This window comes from Curtobacterium sp. ABR8 (genome assembly GCF_057812125.1).
In genome coordinates, this window is record NZ_CM173818.1 from 278,611 (window position 1) to 304,253 (window position 25,643).

A 25,643-nucleotide genomic window follows, 5' to 3' on the forward strand; every position below is an offset into this window, starting at 1 on the left:
GCCAGCCCGCCCCGCGCCTCCGGTCCGGTGTCCCGAGGGCCGCCGTCGCCACGCCCGACGCAATCGGATGGAGACGGTTGCGTGCCGGACATCGCCCGGTAGATTGCGTCCCAGACCACGCGGACGGCCGCGGAGTCGACCGACGACGACGGATGGACGATGGATCTTGCCCTGACCGGTGTGGGTGCCGTCCTCCTGAAGAGCGCACCCAGGGCGTTGATCGCCGTCGTGAAGGTGCCGATCGTCGTCCGCACCGTCATCCTCGCTCCCGTGCTCTCCTTCCGCCTCCGCGGGACTGCGCAGACACTCGGCATCCATCTCCGTCGTCGCGTCGTCTGCCGCTGGATCCGTCAGCGATCGGTGCTCGACTTCCTCATGAGCGGACATGCCCCGCTGACACGGGAGGACCGCGGGGCGTTCGTCACCCTCCTCGGTGTCGGTGATCGCGACGAGCGGGTGGTCTTCCTCATCGATGCACTCCGCGAGTGGACGCTCGAGCTCCTCCCGCCCCAGAAGGCGACTGCGATCGCACAGGCCGAGATCCGAGCGGAGCTGCGAGCCGCCGAGGAGGGGTCCCGGCAGCGGGACACCGCCATGGCGGCGCAGATCGCGGGCGTGGGGGAGAAGGTCGTCGACGTGCACCGCGACCTGGTCGGTCTCGGCGCGCAGCGCGTCCTGGGAGCCGCGGTCGACGTCGCCGAGCGCGCCCGCTCGGCCGAGCGGAGGGGCATGCCCTTCTCCGCCCACGACCCGACTGCGCTCGGCGTGCACCGCGCCGTCGGAGCGATCGGTCAGGACGCACGGCGTGGAGCAGTGCTCCCGGCGTTCCTCCAGCGCCCACACGACGATGAACTGCGTCGAGCGATCAGCGGTGGCGACGAACCCGGCACGGCACCGGACCGGCCCGTCTTCGTCGCCCTCTGGGGAGCATCGTGCCGAGGGAAGACACGGAGCGCGTACGAGGCCATCAGCAGCTCGACAGTGCGCGACTGGGACCTGGTCCGGCCGGGTTCGCTCGAACACCTCGTCGACGAGTTGGAGCGAGGCATCGCGCCTCGGTCCGTCCTCTGGCTGGACGATCTCGAGGACCTCTTCGGCCTCGGCTTCACCGCCGGCGACGAACCCGTCGGCCGTCGTGCGATCCAGTACCTCGCCGACCTGCTGACCGCGCCCGCGATCGGTGGCGTCCTCGTCGTCGCGACGATGTGGGCACTCCCGACGATCTCGGAGACGCCGGGGTCCGCTTCGACCAACGGCGTAGGTCCCGAACGCGTCGCCGCCCGGACCAACGGGATCGCGCGGTTGTTCCAGCTCGCGCACACCGTGCAGGTCGAGGCGGACTTCTCCCGGACGGACGTCGAGGGCGCAGCTCGGACGGACGCCCAGTTCCGGCACGTCGTCGAGCAAGCGGGCTCCTCGGCGACGCGGACCGGCCGGATCGCCGCGAGCCAGTACTTCGCCGGCGCAGCGCACCACCTCCAGCGCTACATCGCCGCGGACGAAGCCGAACACGCGCTCATCACGGCGGCGATGGAGCTCCGGCGCGTCGGCCTGACCAATCCGCTCCCGGGCGATCTCGTCGCCGACGTGGCGCGGGAGATGGGGCGATCCTCCTCCGCGGATCCGGGCACCGGTGTGCTCGAGGCCGCTCTCCGGCGCGTGAGCGAGGAGTGGCGTGGGACGTACGCGCTCCGGGCGGTGCGGCGGCCGGACGGCTCACTGGCGTACGAGTTGCACGACTTCCTGTACTACTCGCACGTCGAGCAGACCCGCGCCCGGCCGACGGAACGCGCCTTGTGGCCCGTGCTCGTCGACCACAAGTACGAACTCGGGGTCAGCACGCTCCGCGCCGTCCGCAACGACGCGCTCGCTCGCGGCATGCGGCACGTCGCTCACCTCCTGGCAGACCCCACGGAGTCCTGGCGCCCCGATCGCTCCGGTGTCGGAGCGATGCGGACTGCCGAGTCGCTCGCTGCCGCCGAACGGGAGCACGCGCGCGTCGAATCGACTCCGCTCGACCCCGACCCCGACTCCGACCGCGAGCTCGGCCTCGATCGCGAGGCCCTCTTCGCGGCGCAGCTCGCCCGCGGTCACCGGGATCGCGTCGAGGCTGCGGCAGTCGACAGCTGGATGGCCGACCACCTCCTCTCCGCACACGACTACGGGGCGGGTTCGGAGCACGAGCTCGACCGTCGCGCGGCCGCGGGCTCGCACTCCGCCGAGCAACGTGTCACGGAGCGACTGGTCTGGCGTGGCGAGGTCGAGCGACTCCGTGCACGCCGTGGCGAGCGCAACTACACGGTCGAGCGAGCCCTCGCCGAGCTCTTCACCGCGACCGGGGACGTCGCGGCGCTCCGCGAACTCGCCGAACAGGGCGTCGCCCGGACGGAGTACGTGTCGATGGTCCTGGCACGAGGAACGACGACCGAGTGGGTCGATCTGCTCGCGTCGGCGGCGTCGACGGGTGAGCAGTACCGGATCCTCGGTGCGTTGATCGCCACCGGTCGCTCGGCCGACCTCACCGAGCCCGTCCCACAGCGCGACATCGGTGAGTTCCGCGTCGAGCAGATCGCGCGTGCGATGGACGCCGTGCACCTCGACGACCTGAGCCCACTCGGGTACGAGGAGGTGGCACTCGAACAGGTACTTCGTGCGGCCGCCTCTGGTGACGATCACGCCATCGAGGAGATCGCCGCGCAGTGCGCGGACAGTGGCTTCGTGAGCCTCGGATGGACGCACAGCGACCTGCTCGGTCGCGCCGTGTCGCTCCTCCTGGTCCACGGTCGGACAGACGTCGTCCGCGTCATCGCGGAGGAGAGGACCGACGTCCTCGCCAGGTTGCTCGTCCGCTACTGGGCCACCGGCGACCGTGACGGCCTGCGAGCCCTCGCCGCCGACGCACGGGTCACCGAGGACTGGACCCTCGGAGCTCGACTGGGGTGGGCGCTCGCCGCGCTCGACGAGTGGGCGGTGCTCGCCCAGAACCTCCCGACGCACGAGGCGACGATCGCGCGCGCGACGGTGACGGGCGACCGGGCCGCACTCGAGCGGGCCGTCCGGCAGTTCAGTCCTTCGGCCGAGCAGGCGCTCGTCGGGATGCGGACCTCGAAGCGTGTGGCACGCCGTGTGCTCCGCAACCGGCCGCTCGACGCCCGACGCGTCCCGGAAGCGGCACTCGCGGCGTTCGCGTCCCGCGGCGCCGTCCGCTTCCTCGAACGGCTCGGCGCGGCTGACCCGACCCTGCGGAACGCGTGCGCGACGTACCTCCTCGCCTCGGGGCGCCCTGACCGCATCGCTTCGATGGTCCGGAAGTCGTCGAAGCAGGCGGGGCCACCGCTCGACGAGTGGGTGCTCCGCGTCGTGGCAGCGCTCCACACCTCCCGAGATGCGCTCGTGGGTCTCGGCCGGATGATCGGTCCGGAGGACCACGGCGGATGGCTCGCCCTCAACAGCCACCTGCACGACACCGGGCGGATCGACGTCCTCCGTGCCCTCGGCAGTGACGGGAGCGGGGCACTCGTGGAGCGGTCGCTCGACGGGTCCGTCCGACCTTCGCACGTGGTGGACTGGGCTGAGAGCTACGTCGTCGCCGTCACTGATCGGGACGGCGACGCCGCGGCCGAGCGGGAGGTGGACCGAGGACGGTCGGCGGGCGAGGCGTGGGCGTCGACCGTCCACACGCACCGGCTCGGCCGCCGCGGCGACTGGTTCGGGGTGCGAGCACTCGCGCTGCAGGGCGAGGAACCCGCCGTCGAGCTCCTCAGCGATCGGCTGCTCCTCCTGGCGGACGGCGACGGACTGCTCGAGCTCGCCGCGAGCGAGCACCTCGACAACGCGCAGCGGTTCGCGCTGAAGGAGCGCGCTGTCGAGGTGCTCGCACGGAAGCTCGACCGGGACGAGTTGATCGCCCGGATCGGGGCCGACAGGACGCTCCCCTACCTGGTCTCCTCGCACCTCATCGAAGCGGGTGCATGGGACACGTTGTCGGAAGCGCTCCGGGACGGACGGCTCGCCGAGAGCTCCGGGACGATCCTGCGAGCGGCTGCGATCCGCGGCGACCTGGGTCTGGTGCGGGAACGCGCCGACGCCGGTGACCCGAATGCCGTCGAGGTCCTCATCGACCGCGCGACCGCCCGCGACGACGTGGACGAACTCGTCCGTCTGGCGCACTTCCCCGCGGAGTCGGCCTCCGCGTCGATCCTTGCTCGGGCGACCGTGGGGGATCCGAGGGGTGCCCCCTTCACGCTGGACGCTGACGCGGTCGCCGTTCCGTGGCTGCCGCGGGACTGAGTTCGCCCGGTCGTGCAGGGCTACGGTCGGACCGGTGAGTGACGAACGACGCACCCCGACCAGTGACGGTGACGACCGGCGCCGCGAACTCGGCGAGAACGACAAACCGGTCGAGGACGAGATCAACGAGTCCTTCACCGCCGTCGCGGAGGAGGGTGCGGAGCGCCTGCACCGCACCACCCGCGTGGTCCTGACCACCGGGTTCGCCGGCGGCCTCGAGATCGGCCTCGGAGTGATGGGGTACCTCGCCGTCCTGCACGCGACGGGCGACCACCTGCTCGCCGGCCTCGCGTTCAGCGTCGGCCTCGTCGCGCTCTACCTCGCCTGACTTCAATTTCTCGGGGGCGGAAATCCTGCTGAAGCTGAGGAGAACGTTGATCTCATCAGGTGCGGCATTCGCATCGAGGTTCCGAGGTGGTGGCGAACGCAGAGCATACGACCTCGCGCCAATGGCTCATCTGCGAGCCGGTGGTCGTGGCTGCCTCGCATCCGAGCTGTCGGACGACCGAGTCCTTGTTGACGTCCCGCAACCCGCACTCGCGCGACGACGGGCACAGCAGCTGCGGCCCGCGGGGTCCGAAGAACCCAGCTTCACATCCAGTCGCCCGCCATCCGCGCTTCCCATCGTTCGCGTTCCGCTCGCAAGTCTTCCTTGGTGACTTGTATCTCCGAAAGCTCGATGTCGCCCATCGGAAACGTCCATCGGTCAAGAACGAGGGTTACGTCCTCGTGGGTCGCCACCGACGACTGGAGTCCCTGGGTGACGAGTTGACTGACTGTCGAGCGCAGCAGGGCGGCGTGCTCCATCCAGGAGGTGCCGTCATGAACCTCCACGCCCTTCCAGGTCTCCATAACGACAGTGAGGCCAGCCTCGGTACATGCGCCCAGTCGTGACAAGGCACCAACGAGCGCCACTGCCGGAGCCGTACGCTAACTAGTGGCATTCCATCGATCGCGGGGAGACACCCAGCGATGCTCGTCTTCATAAGCGACGTAGTCGACGTACTGCGCCTCTTCCCGCGCTTGTACAATCTCGTTCCGGAAGACCCAGTCCACGTCATTTGGTCCGTCGAGATAGTACTGGCGCCTTAGTAGGTCAATGTACTTCCGCAGTTCGCCTAGCGTGCCAGGGGACATGCCAGCCACCTCAGCATAGATGCCTCGTGCAAGGTGTTGGTTGAACTTTGTGAGGTGGTTCCGAGCCGCGCGCTGGGTGCGGACGTCCATTCGCACATAGTCAAGCAGAATCAGCGCTTTGCTTGCTTCTTCCGCAGCCAAACCCTCAAGTGGCTCAATGCCTCGCGTCGAGCTGGACGCCTGCAGGTCCGTGATCGAATCGGTCAGGGCTCCGACATGCTCACAGATGAGCTCAAGCCCCTCCGCGAGAAGAGCCAGTTTCTTCCCGGGGGAGACGGACAGAAGGTCCACTACTGCGCGAGGTCGCATGAGTCAGCGTCCGGTTACTCCTTGGCGGCGGCGCCACCAGGGCTCGATTCAAGAGGTGGGTGGGGAGGCTGTGTAGCGTGAGGGACAGCAGGACCATCCTGGTGTTGGTCGGAAGCCTCCTGAGCACGTGAATCAAACACGTTTGCGCGGCTCGTAGGAGATTTCCCCTCGCCCCGCGCGTCTTCGTCCGAGAGGCGCACGACAAGGGCAGCCGCGACATGTATAACGAGCCAAGCATCGGCTTTTGTCGTTTCTTCATCCCGATACTGGTGCGCATTCCCCCGGTCAGAAAATCTTTCCAGCCGGACGGAACGATCCGCCGCTCAAGCGTCGTCCTACAAGCATGGACCTCAACAACGCACTGAACCCGACCGTGAACGACGAAGAGCAGGTACCCGTGAGCGCCGAAGCAGCCGACTCCTTCGAGCACGACAGCCTGTTCAGCTCCAAGGACGACACCGACGCGGACATGTACCCGCGGCTGACCAACATGTCGGCGGCCTTCATCTACAAGGCAATCGCTCGCCCCACAGCTCCGGAATCAATCGAGTACGTCGCCGTACCGACCAGCCACCGCTCGGTCGACCTCACCGTCGCGATCAGCAAATGGAACCTCGCCTGGGAGGCTGGCCAGTTCCGACGACGCTTCTTCGACCCGGACGAACTCCCCGAGCCGCTCGCCAAGCTCGCCGAGCTCGGTGACAGGAACATCCAGTTCGTCCCGAAGACCCGGTCCAAGTACTTCGAGTACGCGACCCTCCTGCACTTGCTTCCCGCGCGCACCCTCGAGCGCTACGGCCTGCCGCTGTTCCGCGCTGGCCAGTGGCCGTTCCTCGCTGACATCTCCCGACCCGACCAGCACGTCTCGCCCCAATTCGGCGAGCAACTGAGCCGGGCCTGGGCGGCCACGATCTGGCCGCATCTGTCCACCGGCTCACGACTCAACGCGTTCTCCGCGGACGACCCGATCCGACTCCTCTCGCACAACCTCGACTTCTGGGTGCCCGCCGTCACCGAAGTCATCCAGAACCGGCTCGCTGACTTCCCGCTCGTCGATAACGGCATCGAGGAAGGTCCCGTCCCGCTCGCTGAGGGCGGCTACCTCGAAGGCGCTGTCGCCGGGAGTCCCCGCAAGGGCGGAGATGTGTGGACCGGAGAACTCGAAGCCGCCGAAGTCGTCCGAGACACCCTGGAGGCCGCAGACCGAACCGGCAACCTGCGCGCCATCCTCGACGCAGTCCGGTCGAACCGAGTGGAGGAAGACTTTTCCAACAAGTGGTCCAACGCACGCGAGGACTTCGAAAGAAAGCTGTACCGGAAGCGCGCCAAGATCGCCGTGAAGTTCGTGGAGCTTACCGACACGATCCCCGTGCAGGGAGCAGGCAGCGACTTCGACGGTGCACTGGTCACCAACGAGTTCCTCGCCATCCTCGACGAACGGAACCGTCAGATCGTCATCCTGCTCAACAGCGGCTTTACGAAGGCCACCGAAATCGCTGAAGCCCTCGGATACGCGAACCACAGCGCGGTCGCCAAGCGCCTCGCGAAGATCCGTGCCGCCGCCGAACGGTTCTTCGAGATCTGAGGCAAAGGCGTGCTGACCAGGGCTTACACGAGAAAGGGGAAACTCGGGGCAGGCCCAGGGGAAACTCAGCAAGCGGCGTCGGGCGAAGGGCCCTGCATCCGCGTCACGGCGGGGATCGTCGAGACCTGCAAATGACCCGCCACGAGAACCCCCGGCTCCGGCCGGGGGTTCTCCTCGTTCCGGACTGTCAGACAGCGTCGCGGTGCCGGCGCAGTGTGTTGCTGATCACGATGAGGTCGCCGCGGTAGTACCCGACAGCGAACTCGATCGGTCGACCGGATGCGTCCGTCAGGAGCCGGTGCTGCATCAGCAGGGGCGCGGACGGCTCGGTGGACAGCAGTTCCGCGACGGCGGGGTCAGCCGGCACCGCGCCGGTGCGCACCGCCGCCTCACCCAGTTCGATGCCTGTGGCCTCCAGGAAGCCCCACGTGCCGGCATCGACTCCGGGGGTCTCCTCGCCGGGCTCCTGCAGCCCGAGGTCGCTCCGGAAGTAGCTGGTCCACAAGACGAGGGGGTCGCGCGAGGCCGTGATCCGCTCCCACCGGATGACGGGTGTCCCGAGCGGGACGAGCAGGTTCTCGGCGACCACCTGTGGCGCGGGAACGAGCTCCCAGGAGAGTTTGCGGTAGTGGATCGCGTTGCCCTCGACGGTGCTGTGACCTGGTTCGCCGATCGCGCGGAGCTGGTTGAGGTGGTGGACGATGACGTGCGCCGTCGGTTCGGTCCCCTGACCGCGGACGCGTCGGATGAGCCGCTCCGACACGAGCAGGTCGAGCGCTTCCCGGACGACGTTCCGGCCCACCTGGTGCCGTCGGATCAGTTCGTCCTCGGAGGGGAGCGTCGCGACCCCGCCGTCTCCGCGCAGGAGCTCGTCGCGGAGCATGTCGCGCAGCAGCCGGGCGCGGTGGTGGCGACGTTCGAGGTACTTCGGCATGGGACCTCAGGGTGGCACACGCCGGTCGCCGTGGCACGAGGACGCGTGGACTTCGTGGCGTTGCGTCCTCGGCGGAGCCAGGAAGTCCCGGTCAGGCGGCATTCGCTGATACGTGCGTGGTGGCTTAGCAGGGGCGTAACGAGGGCGTGACGGAGTGGAAACCGCCGTCGATCACGCTCTCCTCATGCCCCTCACCACCATCGCCACCGTGTCGATGCCGGTCGTGTACGACCCGGACACGAACCTCACCGTGATGCTCGGCCGCATCCGGGATGCCGCCGAGATCGGTGCAGACCTGGTGGTGTTCCCGGAGCAGGCTCTGCAGGGCTACCTCACGGACACGCTCAGCCTGGACTTCGAGAACGTCCGCTACCAGCAGCAGAACGCCGAGACGGTACCGAACGGTCCCCGGGTCAGTGCGTTGATCGAGGCTGCGGTCGAGCAGAGCCTGCACGTCGTCTTCGGGCTGACCGAGCGTGACGACCGTTTCGCTGACGTGCTCTACAACACCGTCGTCCTCGCCGGCCCGGACGGGTACATCGGTCGGTACCGCAAGGTGCACCAGCCCGGGGACGAGAAGCACGTCTACCACCCCGGTGCGGGGTTCCCCGTGTTCGAGACGGGCATCGGCCGGATCGGCATGCTCATCTGCTACGACAAGTGCTTCCCCGAGACGACCAGGGCCCTGGCGCTGCAGGGCGCGGAGATCCTCGTCATGCCGACCGCGTGGGCGTACGACGACGCCACCGAAGCGGCCGAGGACGACGTCCGCGTCGACCAGTACACGCTCTTCGGCCGCGTCCGGGCGCTGGAGAACCAGGCGTGGATGGTCGAGTCGAACGTCGTGGCCCCGCAGGGGAACCTGAACTACCACGGGCACTCGCGGATCATCGACCCGAACGGCGTCATCCGCGCCGACACCGGGCCGACCGAGGGGATCGCGTGCGTCACCGTCGACGTCGAGGACACCATCCTCCGTGCACGCGGCATCGACTACATCGGCTACCACTTCCTCAAGGACTACGTCCCCGTGCCCGCAACAGTCGGGCCGTACGGGGCAGGAACGGAATGACCATGTCCCACGCGATCGAGGTCCAGGGCATCGGGAAGCGCTACGGCGACGGCCCGCTCGTGCTGGACGGCATCGACTTCCACGCGAAGGCCGGCGAGTTCGTCTCCTTCGTCGGCCCGTCCGGCTGTGGCAAGTCCACCCTCTTCAACATCATCACCGGTCTGCTCGCTCCCACCGAAGGACGCGTCCTCGTCAACGGGACCGACACCACCGGCAACCCGAACCGCTCGATCGGGTACGTCCTGCAGAAGGACCTGCTGATGCCGTGGCGGACGATCATGCAGAACGTGGTCCTCGGCCTCGAGGTGCACGGCGTCCCACGGCGCGAAGCCCGGGAACGCGCGTCGGCCCTGTTCGACACGTACCACCTGTCCGGTCGCGAGGACAGCTACCCCGGTCAGCTGTCCGGCGGCATGCGGCAGCGCGCGGCGCTGATGCGGACGATGGTCACCGACCCCGACATCATCCTGATGGACGAGGCGTACAAGGCCCTCGACTACCCGCTCAAGATCCAGCTCGAGAGCGAACTCATGGACACCGTGAAGGCCGCGGGCAAGACCGTCGTGTTCGTCACCCACGACATCGAGGAAGCCGTCACCCTGAGTGACCGCGTCTACGTCCTCAAGGCCCACCCCGGTCAGGTCGTGCAGGAGATCGAGATCGATCTCGGCACCGACAGCCACGCCATCAACGAGCGCCGTCTCGCGCCGGCGTTCAACGACTACTACGAGGCGATCTGGCGCTCCATCGGCACCGGGTCCCGGACGGAGCGCGCAGCATGACCGCCATCCAGATCGAAGAAGCAGCCACCGGGGCGGTCCGGACCGCACCCGAACGTCGCACCCGACCGCGGTCGTCGAGGCGACGCAGCGTCCTCGTGTCGATCCAGATCGCGATCGTCGTCGCGTTCCTCGCGGCCTGGCAGATCGGCGCGTCCGCCGGCTGGATCAGCACGTTCCTGTTCTCCAGCCCCGGGCAGATCGTCACGGTGCTCGCGCAGAACACCGTGACCGGCGAACTGTGGACCGACCTCGGTGTCACGGCGCAGGAGGTGCTCATCGGCTTCGTGATCGGAGCCCTCGGCGGGTCGCTCCTCGGCCTCCTCCTCTGGTACTCACGGTTCGTCGCCGACCTGTCCGCGCCGTTCATCACCGCGATCGGTTCTATCCCCGTGCTCGCCGTCGCTCCGATGATGATCATCTGGTTCGGCACCGGCCTGGTGTCGAAGGTCGTCATCGTCGCGTTCTCCTGCGTCATCGTCTCGCTGACGAACGCGTACCGCGGGGCGCAGAAGGTCGACACGGACCTGCTCGACCTCATGCGATCGTTCGGGAGCTCCAAGACCCAGGCGTTCACCAAGGCCATCGTCCCCGGTGCGATGTCATGGGTCATCGCCGGCCTCAAGCTCAACGTCGGGTTCGCGATCATCGGCGCCGTCGTGGGGGAGTTCATCTCGTCCTCTGCAGGAGTCGGACACATGATCGTCACCGGATCGTCGAGCTTCGCCATGAACCAGGTCCTCGCCGGCGTCGTCGTGGTGATGGCGATGGTCCTGGTCTTCGGCCTGCTCATCGACCTGCTGGAGCGCATCCTGCTCCGGTGGGACCACCGCTGACCCACACAGCGGATCGCGCCACCCTCCTCACCCGTCCTTCCCCGCACTCCTCCCACCGAAAGGGCTGTGCCCCCATGCGATCTCCCCTGCCCCGACGCGCCCGCGTCCTCACCCTCGCCGCGGCCAGCGCCGCTGCACTCCTCGTCCTCTCCGGATGCGCTTCCGGTTCCGACGCCGCCGACTCCGCCGACGGCGGAACCCAGGACGTCACCATCAACCAGGCCGTCCAGACCCTCCTGTACCTGCCGCTCTACGTCGCCGAGGAGAAGGGGTACTTCGAGGACGAGGGCGTGAACGTCACGATCGACACCGGCGGATCCGGCAACGCATCGTTCGCCGCGGTGCTCGGAGGCTCGGCCGGGTTCTCCATCCAGGACCCGGTGTTCTCCGCCAAGTCCCACGAACAGGGCGGCGAAGGCGTCATCGTCGCCGGTGTGCAGAACGCCCCGGCGGAGTTCCTCGTCGGCAAGGACGGCACGAGCGCGCAGGACGACCCCACGATCCTGAACGGCAAGAAGGTCGTCGTCTCCCCGTCCCCTGACTCGACGTGGGCACTCATGACGAAGATGATCGACACCTACGACCTCACGGGCGTCAAGCTCGTCAACGTCTCGCTCGGCAACGAACTCGCCGCCGTCGCGTCCGGTCAAGCCGACTACGCGGTGGTCCCGGAGCCCTCGGTGAGCCAGGCCGTGGACCAGCAGGACATGCACGTCGTCTACTCGTGGCCCGCCGCCGGAGACGAGTGGAACCCGTTCGCGTTCTCGTCGCTCACCTCGACGCAGAAGTACGTGAAGGCCAACCCGGAGGCGACGCAGGGTGTCGTCAACGCCTTCCAGCGGGCGTACAACTACATCTACTCGGACGAAGCCGGAACGATCGAGGTCGCCGAGAAGTACTTCCCGAAACTCGACAAGTCCACGGTGGCGTCGGCCGTCAAGCGTGAGATCGAAGCAGACGGCTACCCGCACGGTGCGACCGTCACCGAGGAGGCATGGGACCACAACCTCCAGCTCGCGGCGGACATCGACAACGTGGAGAAGTACCCCGCCGACGCCACCTCGTACGAGACGAACGTCGACACCACGTTCTCGGACAAGGCCGAGAAGACTTACCCCGCGAAGAACTGACCCATCCCACGCTCGGCGGGGCCGCCACCCGGTGGTCCCGCCGTCCCCCCATCGGAGGATCCCCATGGACGACACCGCCCGCCAGGCGCTGACCGACGAATGGGTTGCGCGAGGCCGCTCCATCGCCGTGTTCGTCACCGCGAACGTCCCACCGGAGGTCGTTCCCGTCGCCGTCTTCGACCACCCGCACACCGACCGGTCGGACCAGACCGGCGACACCGACGTCGACGACGGAGCCCGCTCGTGACCGATCTGTACCGACCGATCGCTGAACTCGCCGGCATGCTCCGCTGCGGGCAGACCTCCGCCGTCACCCTGACCGAGCAGAGCATCGCCAGCATCGACGAGCAGGCGGACCTCGCCGCGTTCGTCCACGTCGATATCGAGGGCGCCCGTGCGGCAGCCGCGAGGGCGGACGCCGAACTCACCGCAGGCGTCGACCGCGGATCGCTGCACGGTCTCCCGGTCGCGGTGAAGGACAACATCGACGTGCAAGGCCAGCGCACCCGCGCCGGCAGCCTGCTCCTCGGCGACGAACCCGCCGCGCGCGATGCCACCGTCGTCACCCGCCTCCGCGCGGCGGGCGCAGTGATCGTCGGCCGGACGAACATGCACGAACTCGCCTGGGGCGGCACGACGGACAACCCGCACACCGGCCGTGCGCGGAACCCGTGGAACCGTGATCGTGTGCCCGCCGGCTCCTCCGGCGGGTCCGGCATCGCGGTCGCTGCCGGCATGGTGGTCGCGGCGCTCGGCACGGACACGGGAGGCTCGGTGCGGCTGCCCGCGTCGGTCAACGGTGTCAGTGGGTTGCGTCCCACCATCGGTCGGGTCAGCAACGCCGGCGTCGTCCCGCTCGCGTGGACCATGGACACCGTCGGTCCCCTCGCCCGGACGGCGGCGGACGCCGCCGTCGTGCACGACGCGATCGCCGGGTGGGACCAGCGCGACCGGACCACCCGACGTGAGCCGGTCCGCCTGGCCGCCCCGGGCCTCCAGTCCGTCGACCCGGCCACCCACCTGCGCGGTCTGCGCGTCGGCATGATCGCGGACTACGCGCTCGTCGGGAACCAGCCGGACGTCACTGCCGCCGTGCGAGACGCGCTCGATGCGCTGGCCGCAGCAGGCGCCGTGCTCTCCGAGATCAACGTGCCGGGCGTCGAGGAGCTCGTGGACGCGCAACTCGTCGTCGACGCCGTGGAGCCGAGCGCGATGCACCTCGAACTGCTCCGAACCAGGCCGGACGACTACGGCGACGACGTCCGGACGCACCTCGAGATCGGACTCCGCTACTCAGGTGTCGAGTACGTGCAGGCGCAACGCTTCCGGGCGTGGTTCCGCGACGGACTGCTCGAGGCGATGCGCGACGTGGACGTCCTCGTGACCCCGACCCTGCCGTTCACGGCGCTGCCGCACGGTGCGGAGTCCGTCGAACTCGACGGGCGGCCCGCCTCGTTGACGGCGGGGAACATGCGGTACACGGCGATCGGCAGCATGGCGGGGTTCCCTGGACTGAGCGTCCCGATCGGGCTCGACCACGACGGCCTGCCCGTCGGGATGCTGATCACGGCCCGCGCGTTCGACGAGTCAGCAGTCCTGCGTGCCGGACACGGCTACCAGGCGATCACGGACCACCATCTCCTGCGACCGCAGGTCCCGATCGCGACCGCTTCAGGCTGACCCGGCCCCGCCTGTCCTGCCCGGCGTCGCGGGTGAGCCACGCCTGCTCAGAGTGCGGCCCCGACCCGATGCGAACCCCGATCGAGATGAATGACCCAAGCGCCCGACCGCGCCGCGACCGTAGCGTGAGGTCGCTTCGACCTTCCGCCGGACGGAAGGCAGCGGCCAGCCCGCGAACCAGGTGGAGCAACGACTCACGGAGGTGCAAGATGGCGTTCGTCACCACGAGCGACGGTGCAGAGATCTACTACAAGGACTGGGGGCCCCAGGACGCCCAGCCGATCGTGTTCCACCACGGATGGCCGCTGTCCTCCGATGACTGGGACGCGCAGATGCTGTTCTTCCTGGCGAACAGCTACCGGGTGATCGCCCACGACCGTCGCGGTCACGGCCGGTCGTCGCAGATCGGGACCGGTCACGACATGGACCACTACGCCAGCGACACGGACGCGCTGGTGCAGCACCTCGACCTGCAGAACGCGATCCACATCGGGCACTCCACCGGTGGCGGCCAGGTCGCCCGGTACGTCGCGAAGTACGGCGAGCCGCAGGGCCGGGTCGCGAAGGCGGTCCTGGTGTCCTCCGTACCCCCGATCATGCTGCAGAGCGACGACAACCCGGAGGGCACGCCCATCGCGGTGCTCGACGGGTTCCGGAGCGCGCTCGCCGCGAACCGGGCCGAGTTCTACCAGGCCGTCGCCGAGGGGCCGTTCTACGGGTTCAACCGCGAGGGCGCCGAGGTGTCCGCTCCGGTGGTCGCGAACTGGTGGCGCCAGGGGATGACCGGCAGCGCGCTGGCGCACTACGAGGGGATCAAGGCGTTCTCCGAGACCGACCAGACCGAGGACCTCAAGGCCATCTCGGTCCCGGTGCTCGTCACGCAGGGCGACGACGACCAGGTGGTGCCGTACAAGGCCGCGTCGATCAAGCAGGCCGAGCTCCTGCAGAACGCCACCCTCAAGATCTACGAGGGGTACCCGCACGGGATGCTGACGACCCACGCGGACGTCATCAACCCCGACATCCTCGCCTTCCTCAAGCAGTAGGCGTTCACGGACCCGAGGGGCGCGTGCCGTGGTGGGCGCGCCCCTCGTGCCGAGGAGTGACATGCAGACCGAACTGTTGCAGCAGGCCGACCGCGTGCTCGCCGCGCTCCCCGCGGGTCGGCGCGAGGCCGTCCGCGAGATCGTCGTCGACGCCGTGCACCGGGGTGCGCTGACCGCGACGGGGCGAGCGTTCATCGCGCGCGTGTCCGGCTCGACGTTCCTGGCGGACGTGCTGAGCGACGCGATCACCGAGCAGCGACGAGCGCTGGAGCACGATCGCGTCGAATGACGCTAGGGGCCGCCGACGGCTCCTGGTCCGATGGTCTCGCCGCGCATCCGAGAACGAAGGAGCAGACGATGACCGACCAGCCCACTCCGCCGCACCACGAGGCCCCCGCCGTCGGCAACCCCGACCTCCCGCAGGAAGGACTCGTGAACATCGCGGACGACCCCACTGCGAACACGATGACGGGTCCGCAGAACCCGGCGCTCGCGGCGCAGTTCCCGAGCCAGCTGAACGCGCCGGCGACCGACATCAGCACACAGGCCTTCTTCTGGTCCTCGTTCAACATCTCGCCCCGACGAGTCCAGCGCGGCGGTTGGGCACGGGAGCTGACGCAGTCCGACTTCGCGATCTCCGACGAGATCGCGGGCGTGAACATGTACCTGGAGCCCGGGGGCATCCGGGAGCTGCACTGGCACCAGACCGCCGAGTGGGCACTGATGACCCGCGGCGGGTGCCGCGTCACGACCCTGAGCCGCGAGGGCCTGCCGAGCGTCGAGGACGTGTTCGAGGGCGACCTCTGGTTCTTCCCCGCGGGGCTTCCGCACTCCCTGCAGGGCCTCGGACCGGACGGGGCCGAGTTCGTCCTGGCGTTCGACAGCGGTGAGCAGTCCGAGAGCAACACGCTCCTGCTCACTGACTGGTTCGCGCACACGCCGCCGGACGTGCTGGCGAAGAACTTCGGCGTCGCGCAGGAGGCGTTCACGGACCTCCCGCTCCACGACCTCTGGATCTTCCCCGGCGAGGTCCCCGGTGAGCTCGAACGGGACCAGCTGGCGGCCGGTGTCGAGTGGGGCGGGACCGAGCCCGTGATCTTCCGGATGGGCAAGACGGCCCCGCGGTTCGAGAACAGCGGCGGCAGCATCCGGATCGCGGACAGCACGAACTTCCCGGGCGCGAAGACGGTCGCCGCGGCGCTGACGGTCGTGGAGCCCGGTTCGATGCGGGAGCTGCACTGGCACCCGAACGCCGACGAGTGGCAGTACTACCTGAAGGGCCAGGGCCGCATGACGGTCTTCAACACCGGCCCCCACGCCAACACCATGGACTTCAGGGCCGGTGATGTCGGTGTCGTGAAGCGGAACCTCGGGCACTACGTCGAGAACACCGGTGACGAGCCGCTCGTCTACGTGGAGACGTTCCGCAGCGACCGCTACGAGGAGGTCTCGCTGGCGAACTGGCTCGCACACCTGCCGCCGTCGCTGGTGTCGCAGCACCTGAACATCCCCGAGGAGGTCCTCGCCACGTTCCCGCGTGGGTCCCAGGGGATCGTGCCGCTGCGGTAGTCCGGCTCAGCGGCGCTTGCGGAGGGCGTTCGTCGCCCAGAGCGCGACGGCGATCAGCACGGGCTGGAACAGGAGCCGGACGAACCGCTTGGTGTCCGTGTCCAGGCCGAAGCCGTCACGGTGGTGCATCCACTGGGCGATGTTGCCCGGGAAGATCGCGGTGAAGAACACCGCTGCGACCCACCCGACCGTGGCCTGCCGGCGGACCAGCAGCATCAGTGCGGCACCGAGGGAGATCTCCGCGATGCCCGAGGCCAGGACCGTGACGTCCGGGTCCAGGGGGACGAACTCCGGCACCTGGGCCCGGAACTCCTGCCGTGCGACGGTGAGGTGGCTGATGCCGGCCCAGGTCATGGCGGCTCCCAGCAGGATGCGGACGACGGTCCGGGGCTTGGTCGAGCGGGAAGTGCGGCGGCGGGAGGTCATCAGGGGCACGTGCCTTTCACAGGGGATGGTGGAGCGGTGCGTCGACCGACGCTGCGGATGCGACGCCGGCGGGTGAGTTCGAACACGACCAGTGCACCGGTCCCCACGAGGAGACCGACGCGATGCGCGCGGGCCACTGCCGTCGCGCCGGAGACGGCCAGTGCCGCGGCGGCGACGGTTCCCACGGTGACGGTACGGTCCTCGAGGTCGATGCCGGTGCGCACCGCTCCGAGCGCCGTCGCTGCGGCAGCGGCAGCGGCAGCCGTGGTCGACGGACGTGCGCCCCGCGCGAGGGTTGCGCCGGCTGCGATCTCGAGCAGCGGCACCAGGAGTGCGTGCGGGAGGCCGGGGGCGAAGCCACGCTCCACCATCCGGTGCGCCCGGACGCGCAGGGGTCGCGTCGTCGACGTGCCCGCTCCGTGCAGGGCGAGGAGGATCCCGGCGGTCCGGATCATCAGTTGTGCTCGATCATGTTGTGCACAACCTAACACGGCGCCCGACGTCGCACACCCCAGCGAGCGACGCTTCAGCGCACGACGTCTCGACCACCGACGCGTCGCCGGACCGCCGCCGTCCACCCGAGCGAGATGGCACCGGCACCGAGCAGCGCCTTCACCGCACCGCCGAGGACGAACGGGTACAGCCCGAACTCGAGCGTCTGCTGCAGGTCGAGCCCGAGCGACACCGCAAGCCACACCATGCCGATGGCGAACGTCACGACGGTGCCGAGCGCGAAGGACAGCACCGAGTTCCGCAGCGGACGGTCGCCGAAGCGCTCGGCGATCCACCCGACGAGGGCAGCGGCGGCGACGAAGCCGACGATGTACCCGCCGGAGGGACCGGCGAGCACGCCGAACCCGGCCGAGCCACCCGCGAAGACCGGCAGCCCGACGACCCCGAGCAGCGCGTAGACGAGCATCGACAGGGCACCGCGGCGCGCACCGAGGGCGCTGCCGACCAGGAGGACGGCGAGCGTCTGCCCGGTGATCGGGACGGGCCAGAGCGGGACGGACACCTGCGCGGCACCGGCGGTGAGCAGTGCACCGCCGAGGACGAGCGCGGTGCTCACGACCGCGGTGCGGGGGAGCAGGGCGTCGGCGAGTGGACGGTGTGCGGCGGGGGAGAGCGCGGTCATGGCAGAACCTCCAGATGGGGCGACGGAGACGAACGGAAGAGCTGGTCAGACGGTGACGGCGGCGAGCAGTGACCCGGCCTCGCGGCGTGCATCGGCGACGGCAGCGGTGTCGAGCCCGCACGCCCGCAGGCAGGTCGTGACGATGGCCTCGCGGTCGGTGTCCTCGACGCCGCCGACGCGGCGGAGCTGGATGACGGTCTCGGCGAGCTGGATGAGGATCCCACCGAGCCGTGCCGGCGAGATCGCGACGGTGACGTCGGAGTGGGCGGCGAGCGACCCGAGGCGCCCGTAGGCGTCCCGCAGCTCGATCCGCTCGGCGCGGAACCCGTCGTAGCGTTCCCCCTGCACCTCGGGCAGCAGGTACAGCGTGCCGATGTTGTGGGGGGTGCGGGCGAGGGTCTCCACGTCGATCAGGACGAGCGCGGCCAGCGCGCCGGCTGCGGTGGCGGACGCCGGGACCCGCTGTTCGAGCTCGCGGACTATCTCGAGACTCGGCCGGACCGAGGTCGTCAGGAGCTCGACGAGCATGTCGTCCTTGCCGGCGAAGTGGTAGTACAGCGACGCCTGGCGGATGCCGACCCGCTCCGCGATGGCTCGGGTCGAGGTCGCGCTGATGCCGTTCTCGACGAACAGTGCGGCGGCGGCGTCGAGGATCTGGTCGCGGGGACTGAGCGCCGAGTCGGCGTTCGGGACGGCCCTCGGGCGACCGGGCCTGGCCGGTCGGTCGTCGGAGGACATGGAGCCATCCTCCCAGCGCGGCGTCATGCCTGCTCGCGGTAGGCCCGCCAGCCGCCGAACGCCGTGATGTCCGCGGCGCCCTCGACGGCGAACGGCTCGACCAGGAAGCCGGTGACGTCGGTTCCGTCCTCGAGTGCCACGGTGCCGATGGCCATCGGCGCGGGCAGGGACGCCACGAAGGTGCCGAACCCGGCGGCGGGCAGCCGCCAGACCTCACCGGCGATGCCGGGGCCCGAGCCCGAGCCCGAAGCCGGCCCCGACCCGGGCGCGTCAGCGCCGGACGCGTCCGGACCCACGCGGACCAGCCCGGGCTTGGGTGGCACCGTGTCGAGGGCGTAGAGCCGGTAGTCGGACGCGGTGCGGGCCTCCCGGACGAACGATCCGCCGGACGCGACCAGCTGGCCGTTCAGCGGCTGGTCACGGAGGTGCGCTCCGACGACCAGCAGGTCGACGGTGGGCGCGAGGAACGCGGCGCCGAGCGCCGCGAGCCGTCGGTCGGTGAACGCGGGACCGGTCAGCATGACCCCGAACGGCAGACCGTCGACGAACCCGGCAGGGACGGCGAGCGAGGCCATGTCGAGCAGGTTGGCGAAGTTCGTGTACCGGCCCATCCGGCTGTTCGCGCCGATCGGATCGGCCGCGACCTCGTCGAGGGTGGGGTGCCACGTCGTGGTGGGCGTGAGGAGCGCTGTGGTGCCGGCGAGGGCGGCGCGTCCCGCGGCGCCGAGCACGTCGAGGCGTTCCTGGTCCGCGAAGAGGTCCGCTGCCGTGGGTCGGGCGCCACCCAGGACGATCGTGGCGACCGACGGGTCCAGGTCGTCGCCGACCAGGTCGCGGTGCGCCTCGACGTGCGCGCCGACGGCGGCGTACCGCTCGGCGACGAACGCGCCGTCGTAGAGCAGCGACGCTGCGTCGAGCAGGGGTGCGATGTCGACCTCGACCACCTGGTGGCCGAGTGCGCGGAAGCGCTCGACGGCGGCGGCGAAGGCCTCTGCCCAGCCCGGCGCGAGGCCCTCGAGCTGCGAGGGCAGCGGGATCGCGATCCGCGGGACGGCGGGCACGTCGGCGAGGGCGACGTCGATGCGGGCGAGCGGGTCGGTGTCGTCCGGCCCGGCCATCAGCTCCGCCGCCGTGCGGGCGAGGTCGAGCGATCGGGCGAAGACCGTGACGCAGTCCTGCGAGCGGCAGGCCGGCACGACACCGGTGTTCGGCACCAGGCCCTTGGTCGGCTTCACACCGACCAGGTTGCCGAGCGCCGCCGGCACGCGGCCGGAGCCCGCGGTGTCCGTGCCGAGTGCGAAGTCGACGATGCCGAGCGCGACGGCTGTGGCCGAGCCGCTCGACGAGCCGCCGGAGATCCGCGTCGGGTCCCACGCGTTCCGGACCGCGCCGAAGGGCGACCGGGTGCCGACCAGGCCGGTGGCGAACTGGTCGAGGTTCGTCTTGCCGACGACGACCGCGCCGGCGGCGCGCAGGCGGGCGACGGCGGTCGCGTCGCCGTCGGGCTCGTAGGCGTAGGAGCGGGCGGCGGCGGTCGTGGGCAACCCGGCGACGTCGATGTTGTCCTTGACGGCGAAGAGCAGACCGGCGAGGGGGAGCGTCGGGTCGACGGCCTCGGCCTCCTGCAGGACCGCGGCGCGGTCGCGCAGGGTGATCCAGACCTCGGGCCGGTCGACGGCGTCGATGCGGTCGAAGGCGTCGCGGACGCGGTCCGCGGCGGCGCTCGCCGCGCTCACGCTCCCGCTCCGATCGCGGCCAGGACCTGCCCCGGTGCGACCTGGTCGCCCGGCTTGATGTAGACCTCCAACACGTGGCCTCCCACCGGTGCGTGCACCATCGACTCCATCTTCATCGCCTCCACTGCCAACAACTTCTGTCCCTCGTCCACCCGGTCGCCCGGCCGCACGTCCACCTGCCACACCGTCGAGGTGAAGGGCGCGGTCACGGCCGTCGCCCCGGCGGGCAGGACGACCTCGTCCGCCACGACGGCGGCCGGTTCGTCGCGCACGTCGAACTCGCCGGACGCGCGCCAGCGCTCCTTCTCCTCGCCGAACGCCCGCGCCTGCTGCGCCCGGAAGTCCGCGATCGAGCCCGCGTTCGCCTCGAGGAAGCGGTTGTACGACGCGATCGAGAACTCGCCGTCGACGGTCTCGAACGAGCCGCGCCCGGCGTCGGTCTCGGCCCGCAGTTCGAGCAGCTCGTCGGCACCGACCGGGTACCACTCGATCCGGTCGAAGAACCGCAGCGCCCACGGGTGCTCCTGGAACAGTCCGCCGCGGCGGAACCGGTTCCAGATCTGCACGGTGCGCCCGACGAACTGGTAGCCGCCCGGTCCTTCCATGCCGTAGATGCAGAGGTACGCACCGCCGATCCCGACGGAGTTCTCGGCGGTCCAGGTGCGGGCCGGGTTGTACTTCGTGGTGACCAGGCGGTGTCGGGGGTCGAGCGGCGTGGCGACCGGGGCGCCGAGGTACACGTCGCCCAGGCCGAGCACGAGGTAGCTCGCGTGGAAGACGGTGCGGAAGACGTCGTCGACGCTCTCCAGACCGTTGATGCGCCGGATGAACTCGATGTTCCAGGGGGTCCACGGTGCGTCGTTCCGCACGCCGTTCATGTACCGCTCGATGGCGAGGCGTGTGGCGGGGTCGTCCCACGACAGCGGGAGCTTGACGGTGCGCGACGGCACGACGAGCTGGTCGGTGGGCGGGATCTCGTCCTCGAGTTCGCGGAGGAGCCCGGCCACGTCACGGGCCTTCAAGACCGACGCGTCGGTGTGCACCTGCAGTGAGCGGATGCCCGGGGTGACGTCGAGGACGCCCTTCGGCGCCTCCTGCTGCAGCTTCGTCATGAGCGCGTGCACGCGCATGCGCAGCGCGATGTCGAGCGTCATGTCGCCGTACTCGACGAGCACGTTGTCGTCGCCGTCGCGTCGGTAGGCGACGCTCGGGCGGACGTCGGTCGCCTCCAGGCGGGTGATCACGCCGTCGTCGCCGTCGCCCCCGGTGCGGGGGACGGTCCGGGAGGCCCGGTTCGCCTCGAGCGCGGCGGCGTCGGCTTCGCGGACGGGGACGAACCGGACCGTGTCACCTGGTCGGAGTTGGCCCAGCTTCCACAGGTCGCCGCTGGCGACCACGGCGGGGCAGACGAAGCCGCCGAGCGAGGGCCCGTCCGGACCCAGGATGATCGGGGTGTCGCCGGTGAAGTCGATCGCACCGACCGCGTACGGGGTGTCGTGGATGTTCGAGGGGTGCAGACCGGCCTCGCCGCCGTCCGTCCGCGCCCACTCGGGTCGGGGCCCGATGAGCCGGATGCCGGTGCGCGCCGAGTTGTGGTGCACGCCGTAGTCGGTGGCGTAGAAGACGTCCAGGTCGGCGCGGGTGAAGAAGTCCGGGGCGGCGTGCGGCCCCTCGGTCACGGCGATCTCCCACGCGTCGGTGAGTGCCGTGCGGTGCTCGGCCGGGGTCGGGCCGCCGACCAGGCCCAGTCGGGCGTCCCCGGGGAAGGCGGGGTGCGCCGCGTCGGAGTCCGGGGAGCCCGGCCGCAGGACGTCGCCGGCGAGCAGCGCGCGACCGGCGTGGCCGCCGAAGCCGCCGAGCGTGAACGTGGCGGTGGAGCCGAGGTAGGTGGGGACGTCGAAGCCACCGCGGACGGCCAGGTAGGTGCGCAGGCCGGGCCCGGGCGCCGTCCCGACCGCCAGGGTCTGTCCGGCGCCGACGTCGATCGGCTCCCAGAGCGCGACGGGATCGCCGTCGAGGGTCGCGGGCGCCTGCGCGCCGGTGAGCGCGACGACGGCGGCGGTGGAGAAGCGCAGCGTCGGACCCGTCGCCGTGATCTCGAGCGCGGGAGCACCGTCGGGGTTGCCCACGGCGCGGTTCGCCTCGGCGAACGACGCGGAGTCGAACGGGCCGCTCGGCGGGACGCCCACCTGCCAGTACCCGACCCGGCCGGGCAGGTCCTGGATCATCGTCATGGTGCCCGGTGCGATGACGTCGATGCGCGGGTCCGGGTCGTCGGTCTCGTCGAGCGTCGAGGTGGAGTGCGTGGCGGTGCGGAGCTCGAGGTCGTCGGTCAGTGCACGGAGCAGCCCGGTGTTCGTCACGATGCCGTCGATCCGCGTGGCGGCGAGGCCGTCGCGCAGCCGGTCGAGGGCGTCGTCGCGGGTCTCGCCGGTGGCGATGACCTTCGCGAGCATCGGATCGTAGAACGCCGAGACCTCGGAGCCGGTCTCGACCCAGCCGTCGACGCGGAGTCCGCTCGGATCGCCGGACTCGGTGGTCGCGCTCGGGAACACCGCCTGGGTGACGAGGCCGCTGGAGGGCAACGAACCCTTCGCCGGGTCCTCGGCGTAGACACGGGCCTCGACGGCGTGGCCGTTCGGGCTCCAGGTGCGGTCGAAGACGTCGTCGCCGATGCCGTCGGCGCCGTCGCGGGCCAGGCGGAGCATGAGGTCGACGAGGTCGACTCCGAACACCTCCTCGGTCACCGGGTGCTCGACCTGCAGGCGGGTGTTCACCTCGAGGAACGACGCCTCTTCGCGCACCGGGTCGTAGACGAACTCGACGGTGCCGGCGCTGCGGTACCCGACGCTCGCGGCCAGGCGACGGGCGGACTCGTGCAGCTCGCTGCGGACGTGCTCGGGCAGCGCGGGCGCCGGGGCCTCCTCGATGACCTTCTGGTTCCGACGCTGCAACGAGCAGTCCCGGTCGCCGATCACCGCGACGCGCCCGTGGCCGTCGCCGAAGAGCTGGACCTCGACGTGCCGGGCCGGTCGCACCAGGCGTTCGAGGAAGATGCCGGCCGACCCGAAGGCCGCGGTGGCCGTGCGGGTGACGCTCGTGTACGCCTCGCGGACCTCGTCGAGGGTCGCGCACGCCTGCATGCCGATGCCGCCGCCGCCACCGGTGGCCTTGAGCATCACCGGCAGGCCGATGCGCTCGGCCTCGGCCACGGCGTCGTCGACGCTCTCGAGCAGGCCGGTGCCGGCGAGCATCGGGACCCCGGCAGCGGCGGCGAGCTCGCGGGCGGTGTGCTTCGCGCCGAAGCGGACGATCTGGTCGGCGGTGGGCCCGACGAACCGGATGCCGGCGTCCTCGCAGGCGCGGGCGAAGTCCGTGTTCTCCGACAGGAACCCGTAGCCGGGGTGGACCAAGCCGGCGCCGGTGTCCTTCGCGGCCTGCACGACGGCGTCGATGCGCAGGTAGGAGTCGCGTGCTGGGGCCGGGCCGAGGCGGACGGCGACGTCGGCTTCGCGGACGTGCGGCGCGGCGCGGTCGGCGTCGGAGTAGACGGCGACGGTCCGCATGCCGAGGGCCCTGGCGGAGCGGATCACCCGGCGGGCGATCTCGCCGCGGTTCGCGACGAGGACGGTGTCGGTGGAGAGCGCGGGTGGCTGGGGCACGGTGTCCTCGGTATCGGGTGCGGCGATCACGGCTGGACCACGATCATGCGCAGCGGGGTGCAGGAGAAGTCGTTGCACGGGTTGTTCATCTGGGGGCAGTTCGACACGATGACGAGCACGTCGCGTTCGGCCCGGACGGCGACGCGCTTGCCCGGTGCGCTCATGCCGTCGACGATCCCGAGGGCGCCGTCGGCCTCGACCGGGACGTTCATGAACCAGTTGAGGTTCGAGACGATGTCGCGGGCGCCGAGGCCGTGCCGTCCGGCCTCGGCCAGGAAGTTCTCGCGGCAACCGTGCTGGTACTGGGTGTGGTGGCCGTACCGCAGGGTGTTGGACTCCTTCGAGCACGCGCCGCCGATGGTGTCCTGCCGGTCGATCTCGTTGGCGACGACCGTCATGAGCGGGCGCCCCTCGTTCGACATCAGCACGGTGCCGGTGCGGACGTAGGCGTTCCCCTGGGCCGCGAGGGTGTCCGGGACGCTGTAGCGCTCGTCGGGGTCGTACGCGTCGTAGACCAGGCAGTCGGCGCTCTGGTTGCCGCCGACGTCGACGATCGTGAGCACCTGGCCGGCGCGGACGACGGCGGACCAGGGCGCGAGCGGCTCGACCCGGTCGTCGCGGACGACGTCGCCGGGCACGAGCGACTCGCTCCAGTCCAGGGCGACGTCGGGGGCGTGGACGGCGCCGACCGGGACGGTGGAGGTGCGGGCGTGCGTCGTCGTGTCGGGCATCAGAGGCCTCGTGCTTCCGCGTAGTCGATCGCGTTCAGGTAGGCGCGGGTGAGTTCGGGCGTCGCCGTGAACCGCTCGTCCGCGTCGGTCGTCGGTGCCCCACGCCAGGCGTGCACCCGGAGCGGGCCGACGGCGTACTCCGGCCGGGGGTCGATGGGGTGTGCGACGTTCGCGACGAGCACCAGCAGCGGCAGCTCGGCGACGAGGGTCACGTGGTGCCCGGCACCGGCCGACCCCGTGAAGGTCATCGCCCCCTCGTCGTCGATCCGGACGCCCTGGAAGAACGAGACGCTCGGCGGCAGGTCACGCCTCGTCAGCCCGTGCTTGGCGGCGGCCTTCACGAAGAGCGACCGACCGCTCGGGCTGGGCCCCTCGGGTGCCGCACCGCCGTACTTCCGCTCGTTCCAGGCGTCGGTCGACGTGCCGCAGAAGGCGTCGTGGTGCCCCGAGGTGTCCTCGACCACCGTCGCCAGGGCACGGCCGTCCCCGCTGAGCAGCGGCGTGCCGACACCGAGGTAGGCCTGCCACGGGATCTTCTGCGTGTCGGCGACGTTCAAGCGCTCCCACGGTTCGAGCGCGTTGAACACCAGGAGGTTGGCGCATGCCTGCCCCGTCGGGTCGTCGAAGCGGAGACGAGAGCCCCTGGCCAGGACCTTGTGCGTGTACCCGCCGGGGGCCACCGTCTCTGCCCAGACGAGCTGTGCGCGGTCCACGACGTCGGGGGCGAACGGTGACGTCGACGCCGGCAGGTACGGCATGTACTCGGACTGCGTCCCGGCCTGGGCGCGCGCATCGGAACGCGATGCGAGCACGCTGTCGGTCTGGTGGAGGTCGCGCATGGGGTTCCT

22 protein-coding genes are annotated in these 25,643 nt (G+C 70.2%); 12 read left to right on the top strand and 10 right to left on the bottom strand.

The window, feature by feature from the left end:
* Positions 1-159 precede the first annotated feature (159 nt).
* Positions 160-4,290 (top strand): hypothetical protein, encoded by a 4,131-nt coding sequence (locus ACXKZB_RS01395; RefSeq protein ID WP_488824405.1) that lies wholly within the window; start codon positions 160-162, stop codon positions 4,288-4,290.
* A 34-nt stretch (positions 4,291-4,324) separates the two neighbouring features.
* On the top strand, positions 4,325-4,618 hold the full coding sequence (locus ACXKZB_RS01400; RefSeq protein WP_488824406.1) for a formate/nitrite transporter family protein: 294 nt from the start codon (positions 4,325-4,327) through the stop codon (positions 4,616-4,618).
* 263 nt (positions 4,619-4,881) lie between these two features.
* Here ACXKZB_RS01400 and ACXKZB_RS01405 read toward each other — a convergent pair whose 3' ends face one another.
* Positions 4,882-5,142, bottom strand: a complete 261-nt coding sequence (locus tag ACXKZB_RS01405) for a hypothetical protein (RefSeq protein WP_488824407.1) — start codon at positions 5,140-5,142, stop codon at positions 4,882-4,884.
* A gap of 937 nt (positions 5,143-6,079) precedes the next feature.
* Here ACXKZB_RS01405 and ACXKZB_RS01410 point away from each other — a divergent pair.
* A complete protein-coding gene (locus tag ACXKZB_RS01410; RefSeq protein ID WP_488824408.1) occupies positions 6,080-7,321 on the top strand; it encodes a hypothetical protein in 1,242 nt (413 codons plus the stop codon).
* A 187-nt stretch (positions 7,322-7,508) separates the two neighbouring features.
* On the opposite strand, the gene ACXKZB_RS01415 is transcribed toward ACXKZB_RS01410, so the two are convergent.
* Positions 7,509-8,255 (bottom strand): GntR family transcriptional regulator, encoded by a 747-nt coding sequence (locus ACXKZB_RS01415; RefSeq protein WP_488824409.1) that lies wholly within the window; start codon positions 8,253-8,255, stop codon positions 7,509-7,511.
* A gap of 184 nt (positions 8,256-8,439) precedes the next feature.
* Here ACXKZB_RS01415 and ACXKZB_RS01420 point away from each other — a divergent pair, with 184 nt between their 5' ends.
* The 9 genes from ACXKZB_RS01420 (at position 8,440) to ACXKZB_RS01460 (ending at position 16,367) form a co-directional block, all read left to right on the top strand.
* On the top strand, positions 8,440-9,327 hold the full coding sequence (locus tag ACXKZB_RS01420; protein WP_222659148.1) for a carbon-nitrogen hydrolase family protein: 888 nt from the start codon (positions 8,440-8,442) through the stop codon (positions 9,325-9,327).
* The gene (locus ACXKZB_RS01425; RefSeq protein ID WP_222659149.1) at positions 9,324-10,109 is read left to right on the top strand and encodes an ABC transporter ATP-binding protein; all 786 of its coding nucleotides are present in this window, start codon (positions 9,324-9,326) and stop codon (positions 10,107-10,109) included. The genes ACXKZB_RS01420 and ACXKZB_RS01425 overlap by 4 nt, the downstream gene beginning before the upstream one ends.
* Positions 10,106-10,942, top strand: a complete 837-nt coding sequence (locus ACXKZB_RS01430) for an ABC transporter permease (protein ID WP_488824410.1) — start codon at positions 10,106-10,108, stop codon at positions 10,940-10,942. The genes ACXKZB_RS01425 and ACXKZB_RS01430 overlap by 4 nt, the downstream gene beginning before the upstream one ends.
* A 74-nt stretch (positions 10,943-11,016) precedes the next feature.
* A complete protein-coding gene (locus tag ACXKZB_RS01435; protein WP_488824411.1) occupies positions 11,017-12,072 on the top strand; it encodes an ABC transporter substrate-binding protein in 1,056 nt (351 codons plus the stop codon).
* Positions 12,073-12,136: 64 nt separating this feature from the next.
* Positions 12,137-12,319: a hypothetical protein gene (locus ACXKZB_RS01440; RefSeq protein WP_488824412.1), complete on the top strand. Its 183-nt coding sequence runs from the start codon at positions 12,137-12,139 to the stop codon at positions 12,317-12,319.
* Positions 12,316-13,752, top strand: coding sequence for an amidase (locus tag ACXKZB_RS01445; RefSeq protein WP_488824413.1), 1,437 nt, complete (start codon positions 12,316-12,318; stop codon positions 13,750-13,752). Before ACXKZB_RS01440 ends, ACXKZB_RS01445 begins: the two co-directional genes overlap by 4 nt.
* A 209-nt stretch (positions 13,753-13,961) precedes the next feature.
* Positions 13,962-14,798 (top strand): alpha/beta fold hydrolase, encoded by an 837-nt coding sequence (locus ACXKZB_RS01450; RefSeq protein WP_488824414.1) that lies wholly within the window; start codon positions 13,962-13,964, stop codon positions 14,796-14,798.
* A 61-nt stretch (positions 14,799-14,859) separates the two neighbouring features.
* Positions 14,860-15,087, top strand: coding sequence for a hypothetical protein (locus ACXKZB_RS01455; RefSeq protein WP_456794938.1), 228 nt, complete (start codon positions 14,860-14,862; stop codon positions 15,085-15,087).
* A gap of 68 nt (positions 15,088-15,155) precedes the next feature.
* Entirely contained in the window at positions 15,156-16,367 is a 1,212-nt protein-coding gene (locus ACXKZB_RS01460) for a cupin domain-containing protein (RefSeq protein WP_488824415.1), read from the top strand.
* Positions 16,368-16,373: 6 nt separating this feature from the next.
* On the opposite strand, the gene ACXKZB_RS01465 is transcribed toward ACXKZB_RS01460, so the two are convergent.
* The 8 genes from ACXKZB_RS01465 to ACXKZB_RS01500 all read right to left on the bottom strand — a co-directional run bounded on the left by ACXKZB_RS01465 (position 16,374) and on the right by ACXKZB_RS01500 (position 25,634).
* Complete coding sequence (locus ACXKZB_RS01465; RefSeq protein ID WP_263091212.1) at positions 16,374-16,793, bottom strand: DoxX family protein; 420 nt, start codon at positions 16,791-16,793, stop codon at positions 16,374-16,376.
* Positions 16,793-17,248, bottom strand: coding sequence for a hypothetical protein (locus ACXKZB_RS01470; protein WP_488824416.1), 456 nt, complete (start codon positions 17,246-17,248; stop codon positions 16,793-16,795). The genes ACXKZB_RS01465 and ACXKZB_RS01470 overlap by 1 nt, the downstream gene beginning before the upstream one ends.
* 71 nt (positions 17,249-17,319) lie before the next feature.
* Positions 17,320-17,928, bottom strand: a complete 609-nt coding sequence (locus ACXKZB_RS01475; protein WP_488824417.1) for a biotin transporter BioY — start codon at positions 17,926-17,928, stop codon at positions 17,320-17,322.
* Between the two features lie 45 nt (positions 17,929-17,973).
* Positions 17,974-18,666 (bottom strand): TetR/AcrR family transcriptional regulator, encoded by a 693-nt coding sequence (locus ACXKZB_RS01480; protein ID WP_488824418.1) that lies wholly within the window; start codon positions 18,664-18,666, stop codon positions 17,974-17,976.
* A gap of 23 nt (positions 18,667-18,689) precedes the next feature.
* Positions 18,690-20,402, bottom strand: a complete 1,713-nt coding sequence (gene atzF, locus ACXKZB_RS01485) for an allophanate hydrolase (RefSeq protein WP_488824419.1) — start codon at positions 20,400-20,402, stop codon at positions 18,690-18,692.
* A complete protein-coding gene (gene uca / locus ACXKZB_RS01490; RefSeq protein ID WP_488824420.1) occupies positions 20,399-24,064 on the bottom strand; it encodes an urea carboxylase in 3,666 nt (1,221 codons plus the stop codon). The genes atzF and uca overlap by 4 nt, the downstream gene beginning before the upstream one ends.
* A 26-nt stretch (positions 24,065-24,090) precedes the next feature.
* A complete protein-coding gene (locus ACXKZB_RS01495; RefSeq protein WP_488824421.1) occupies positions 24,091-24,795 on the bottom strand; it encodes an urea amidolyase associated protein UAAP2 in 705 nt (234 codons plus the stop codon).
* The gene (locus ACXKZB_RS01500) at positions 24,795-25,634 is read right to left on the bottom strand and encodes an urea amidolyase associated protein UAAP1 (RefSeq protein WP_488824422.1); all 840 of its coding nucleotides are present in this window, start codon (positions 25,632-25,634) and stop codon (positions 24,795-24,797) included. The genes ACXKZB_RS01495 and ACXKZB_RS01500 overlap by 1 nt, the downstream gene beginning before the upstream one ends.
* Between the last annotated feature and the right edge of the window lie 9 nt (positions 25,635-25,643).

What these genes read in the sequence shown, in the direction of transcription:
- ACXKZB_RS01470 (WP_488824416.1), bottom strand. Translation starts at nt 17,248, where the DNA reads ATGATCCGGACCGCCGGGATCCTCCTCGCCCTGCACGGAGCGGGCACG.
- ACXKZB_RS01460 (WP_488824415.1), top strand. Translation starts at nt 15,156, where the DNA reads ATGACCGACCAGCCCACTCCGCCGCACCACGAGGCCCCCGCCGTCGGC.
- ACXKZB_RS01455 (WP_456794938.1), top strand. Translation starts at nt 14,860, where the DNA reads ATGCAGACCGAACTGTTGCAGCAGGCCGACCGCGTGCTCGCCGCGCTC.
- ACXKZB_RS01450 (WP_488824414.1), top strand. Translation starts at nt 13,962, where the DNA reads ATGGCGTTCGTCACCACGAGCGACGGTGCAGAGATCTACTACAAGGAC.
- ACXKZB_RS01500 (WP_488824422.1), bottom strand. Translation starts at nt 25,634, where the DNA reads ATGCGCGACCTCCACCAGACCGACAGCGTGCTCGCATCGCGTTCCGAT.
- ACXKZB_RS01420 (WP_222659148.1), top strand. Translation starts at nt 8,440, where the DNA reads ATGCCCCTCACCACCATCGCCACCGTGTCGATGCCGGTCGTGTACGAC.
- ACXKZB_RS01405 (WP_488824407.1), bottom strand. Translation starts at nt 5,142, where the DNA reads ATGGAGACCTGGAAGGGCGTGGAGGTTCATGACGGCACCTCCTGGATG.
- ACXKZB_RS01440 (WP_488824412.1), top strand. Translation starts at nt 12,137, where the DNA reads ATGGACGACACCGCCCGCCAGGCGCTGACCGACGAATGGGTTGCGCGA.
- ACXKZB_RS01475 (WP_488824417.1), bottom strand. Translation starts at nt 17,928, where the DNA reads ATGACCGCGCTCTCCCCCGCCGCACACCGTCCACTCGCCGACGCCCTG.
- ACXKZB_RS01425 (WP_222659149.1), top strand. Translation starts at nt 9,324, where the DNA reads ATGACCATGTCCCACGCGATCGAGGTCCAGGGCATCGGGAAGCGCTAC.
- ACXKZB_RS01395 (WP_488824405.1), top strand. Translation starts at nt 160, where the DNA reads ATGGATCTTGCCCTGACCGGTGTGGGTGCCGTCCTCCTGAAGAGCGCA.
- ACXKZB_RS01480 (WP_488824418.1), bottom strand. Translation starts at nt 18,666, where the DNA reads ATGTCCTCCGACGACCGACCGGCCAGGCCCGGTCGCCCGAGGGCCGTC.
- ACXKZB_RS01410 (WP_488824408.1), top strand. Translation starts at nt 6,080, where the DNA reads ATGGACCTCAACAACGCACTGAACCCGACCGTGAACGACGAAGAGCAG.
- ACXKZB_RS01430 (WP_488824410.1), top strand. Translation starts at nt 10,106, where the DNA reads ATGACCGCCATCCAGATCGAAGAAGCAGCCACCGGGGCGGTCCGGACC.
- ACXKZB_RS01495 (WP_488824421.1), bottom strand. Translation starts at nt 24,795, where the DNA reads ATGCCCGACACGACGACGCACGCCCGCACCTCCACCGTCCCGGTCGGC.
- ACXKZB_RS01435 (WP_488824411.1), top strand. Translation starts at nt 11,017, where the DNA reads ATGCGATCTCCCCTGCCCCGACGCGCCCGCGTCCTCACCCTCGCCGCG.
- ACXKZB_RS01415 (WP_488824409.1), bottom strand. Translation starts at nt 8,255, where the DNA reads ATGCCGAAGTACCTCGAACGTCGCCACCACCGCGCCCGGCTGCTGCGC.
- ACXKZB_RS01465 (WP_263091212.1), bottom strand. Translation starts at nt 16,793, where the DNA reads ATGACCTCCCGCCGCCGCACTTCCCGCTCGACCAAGCCCCGGACCGTC.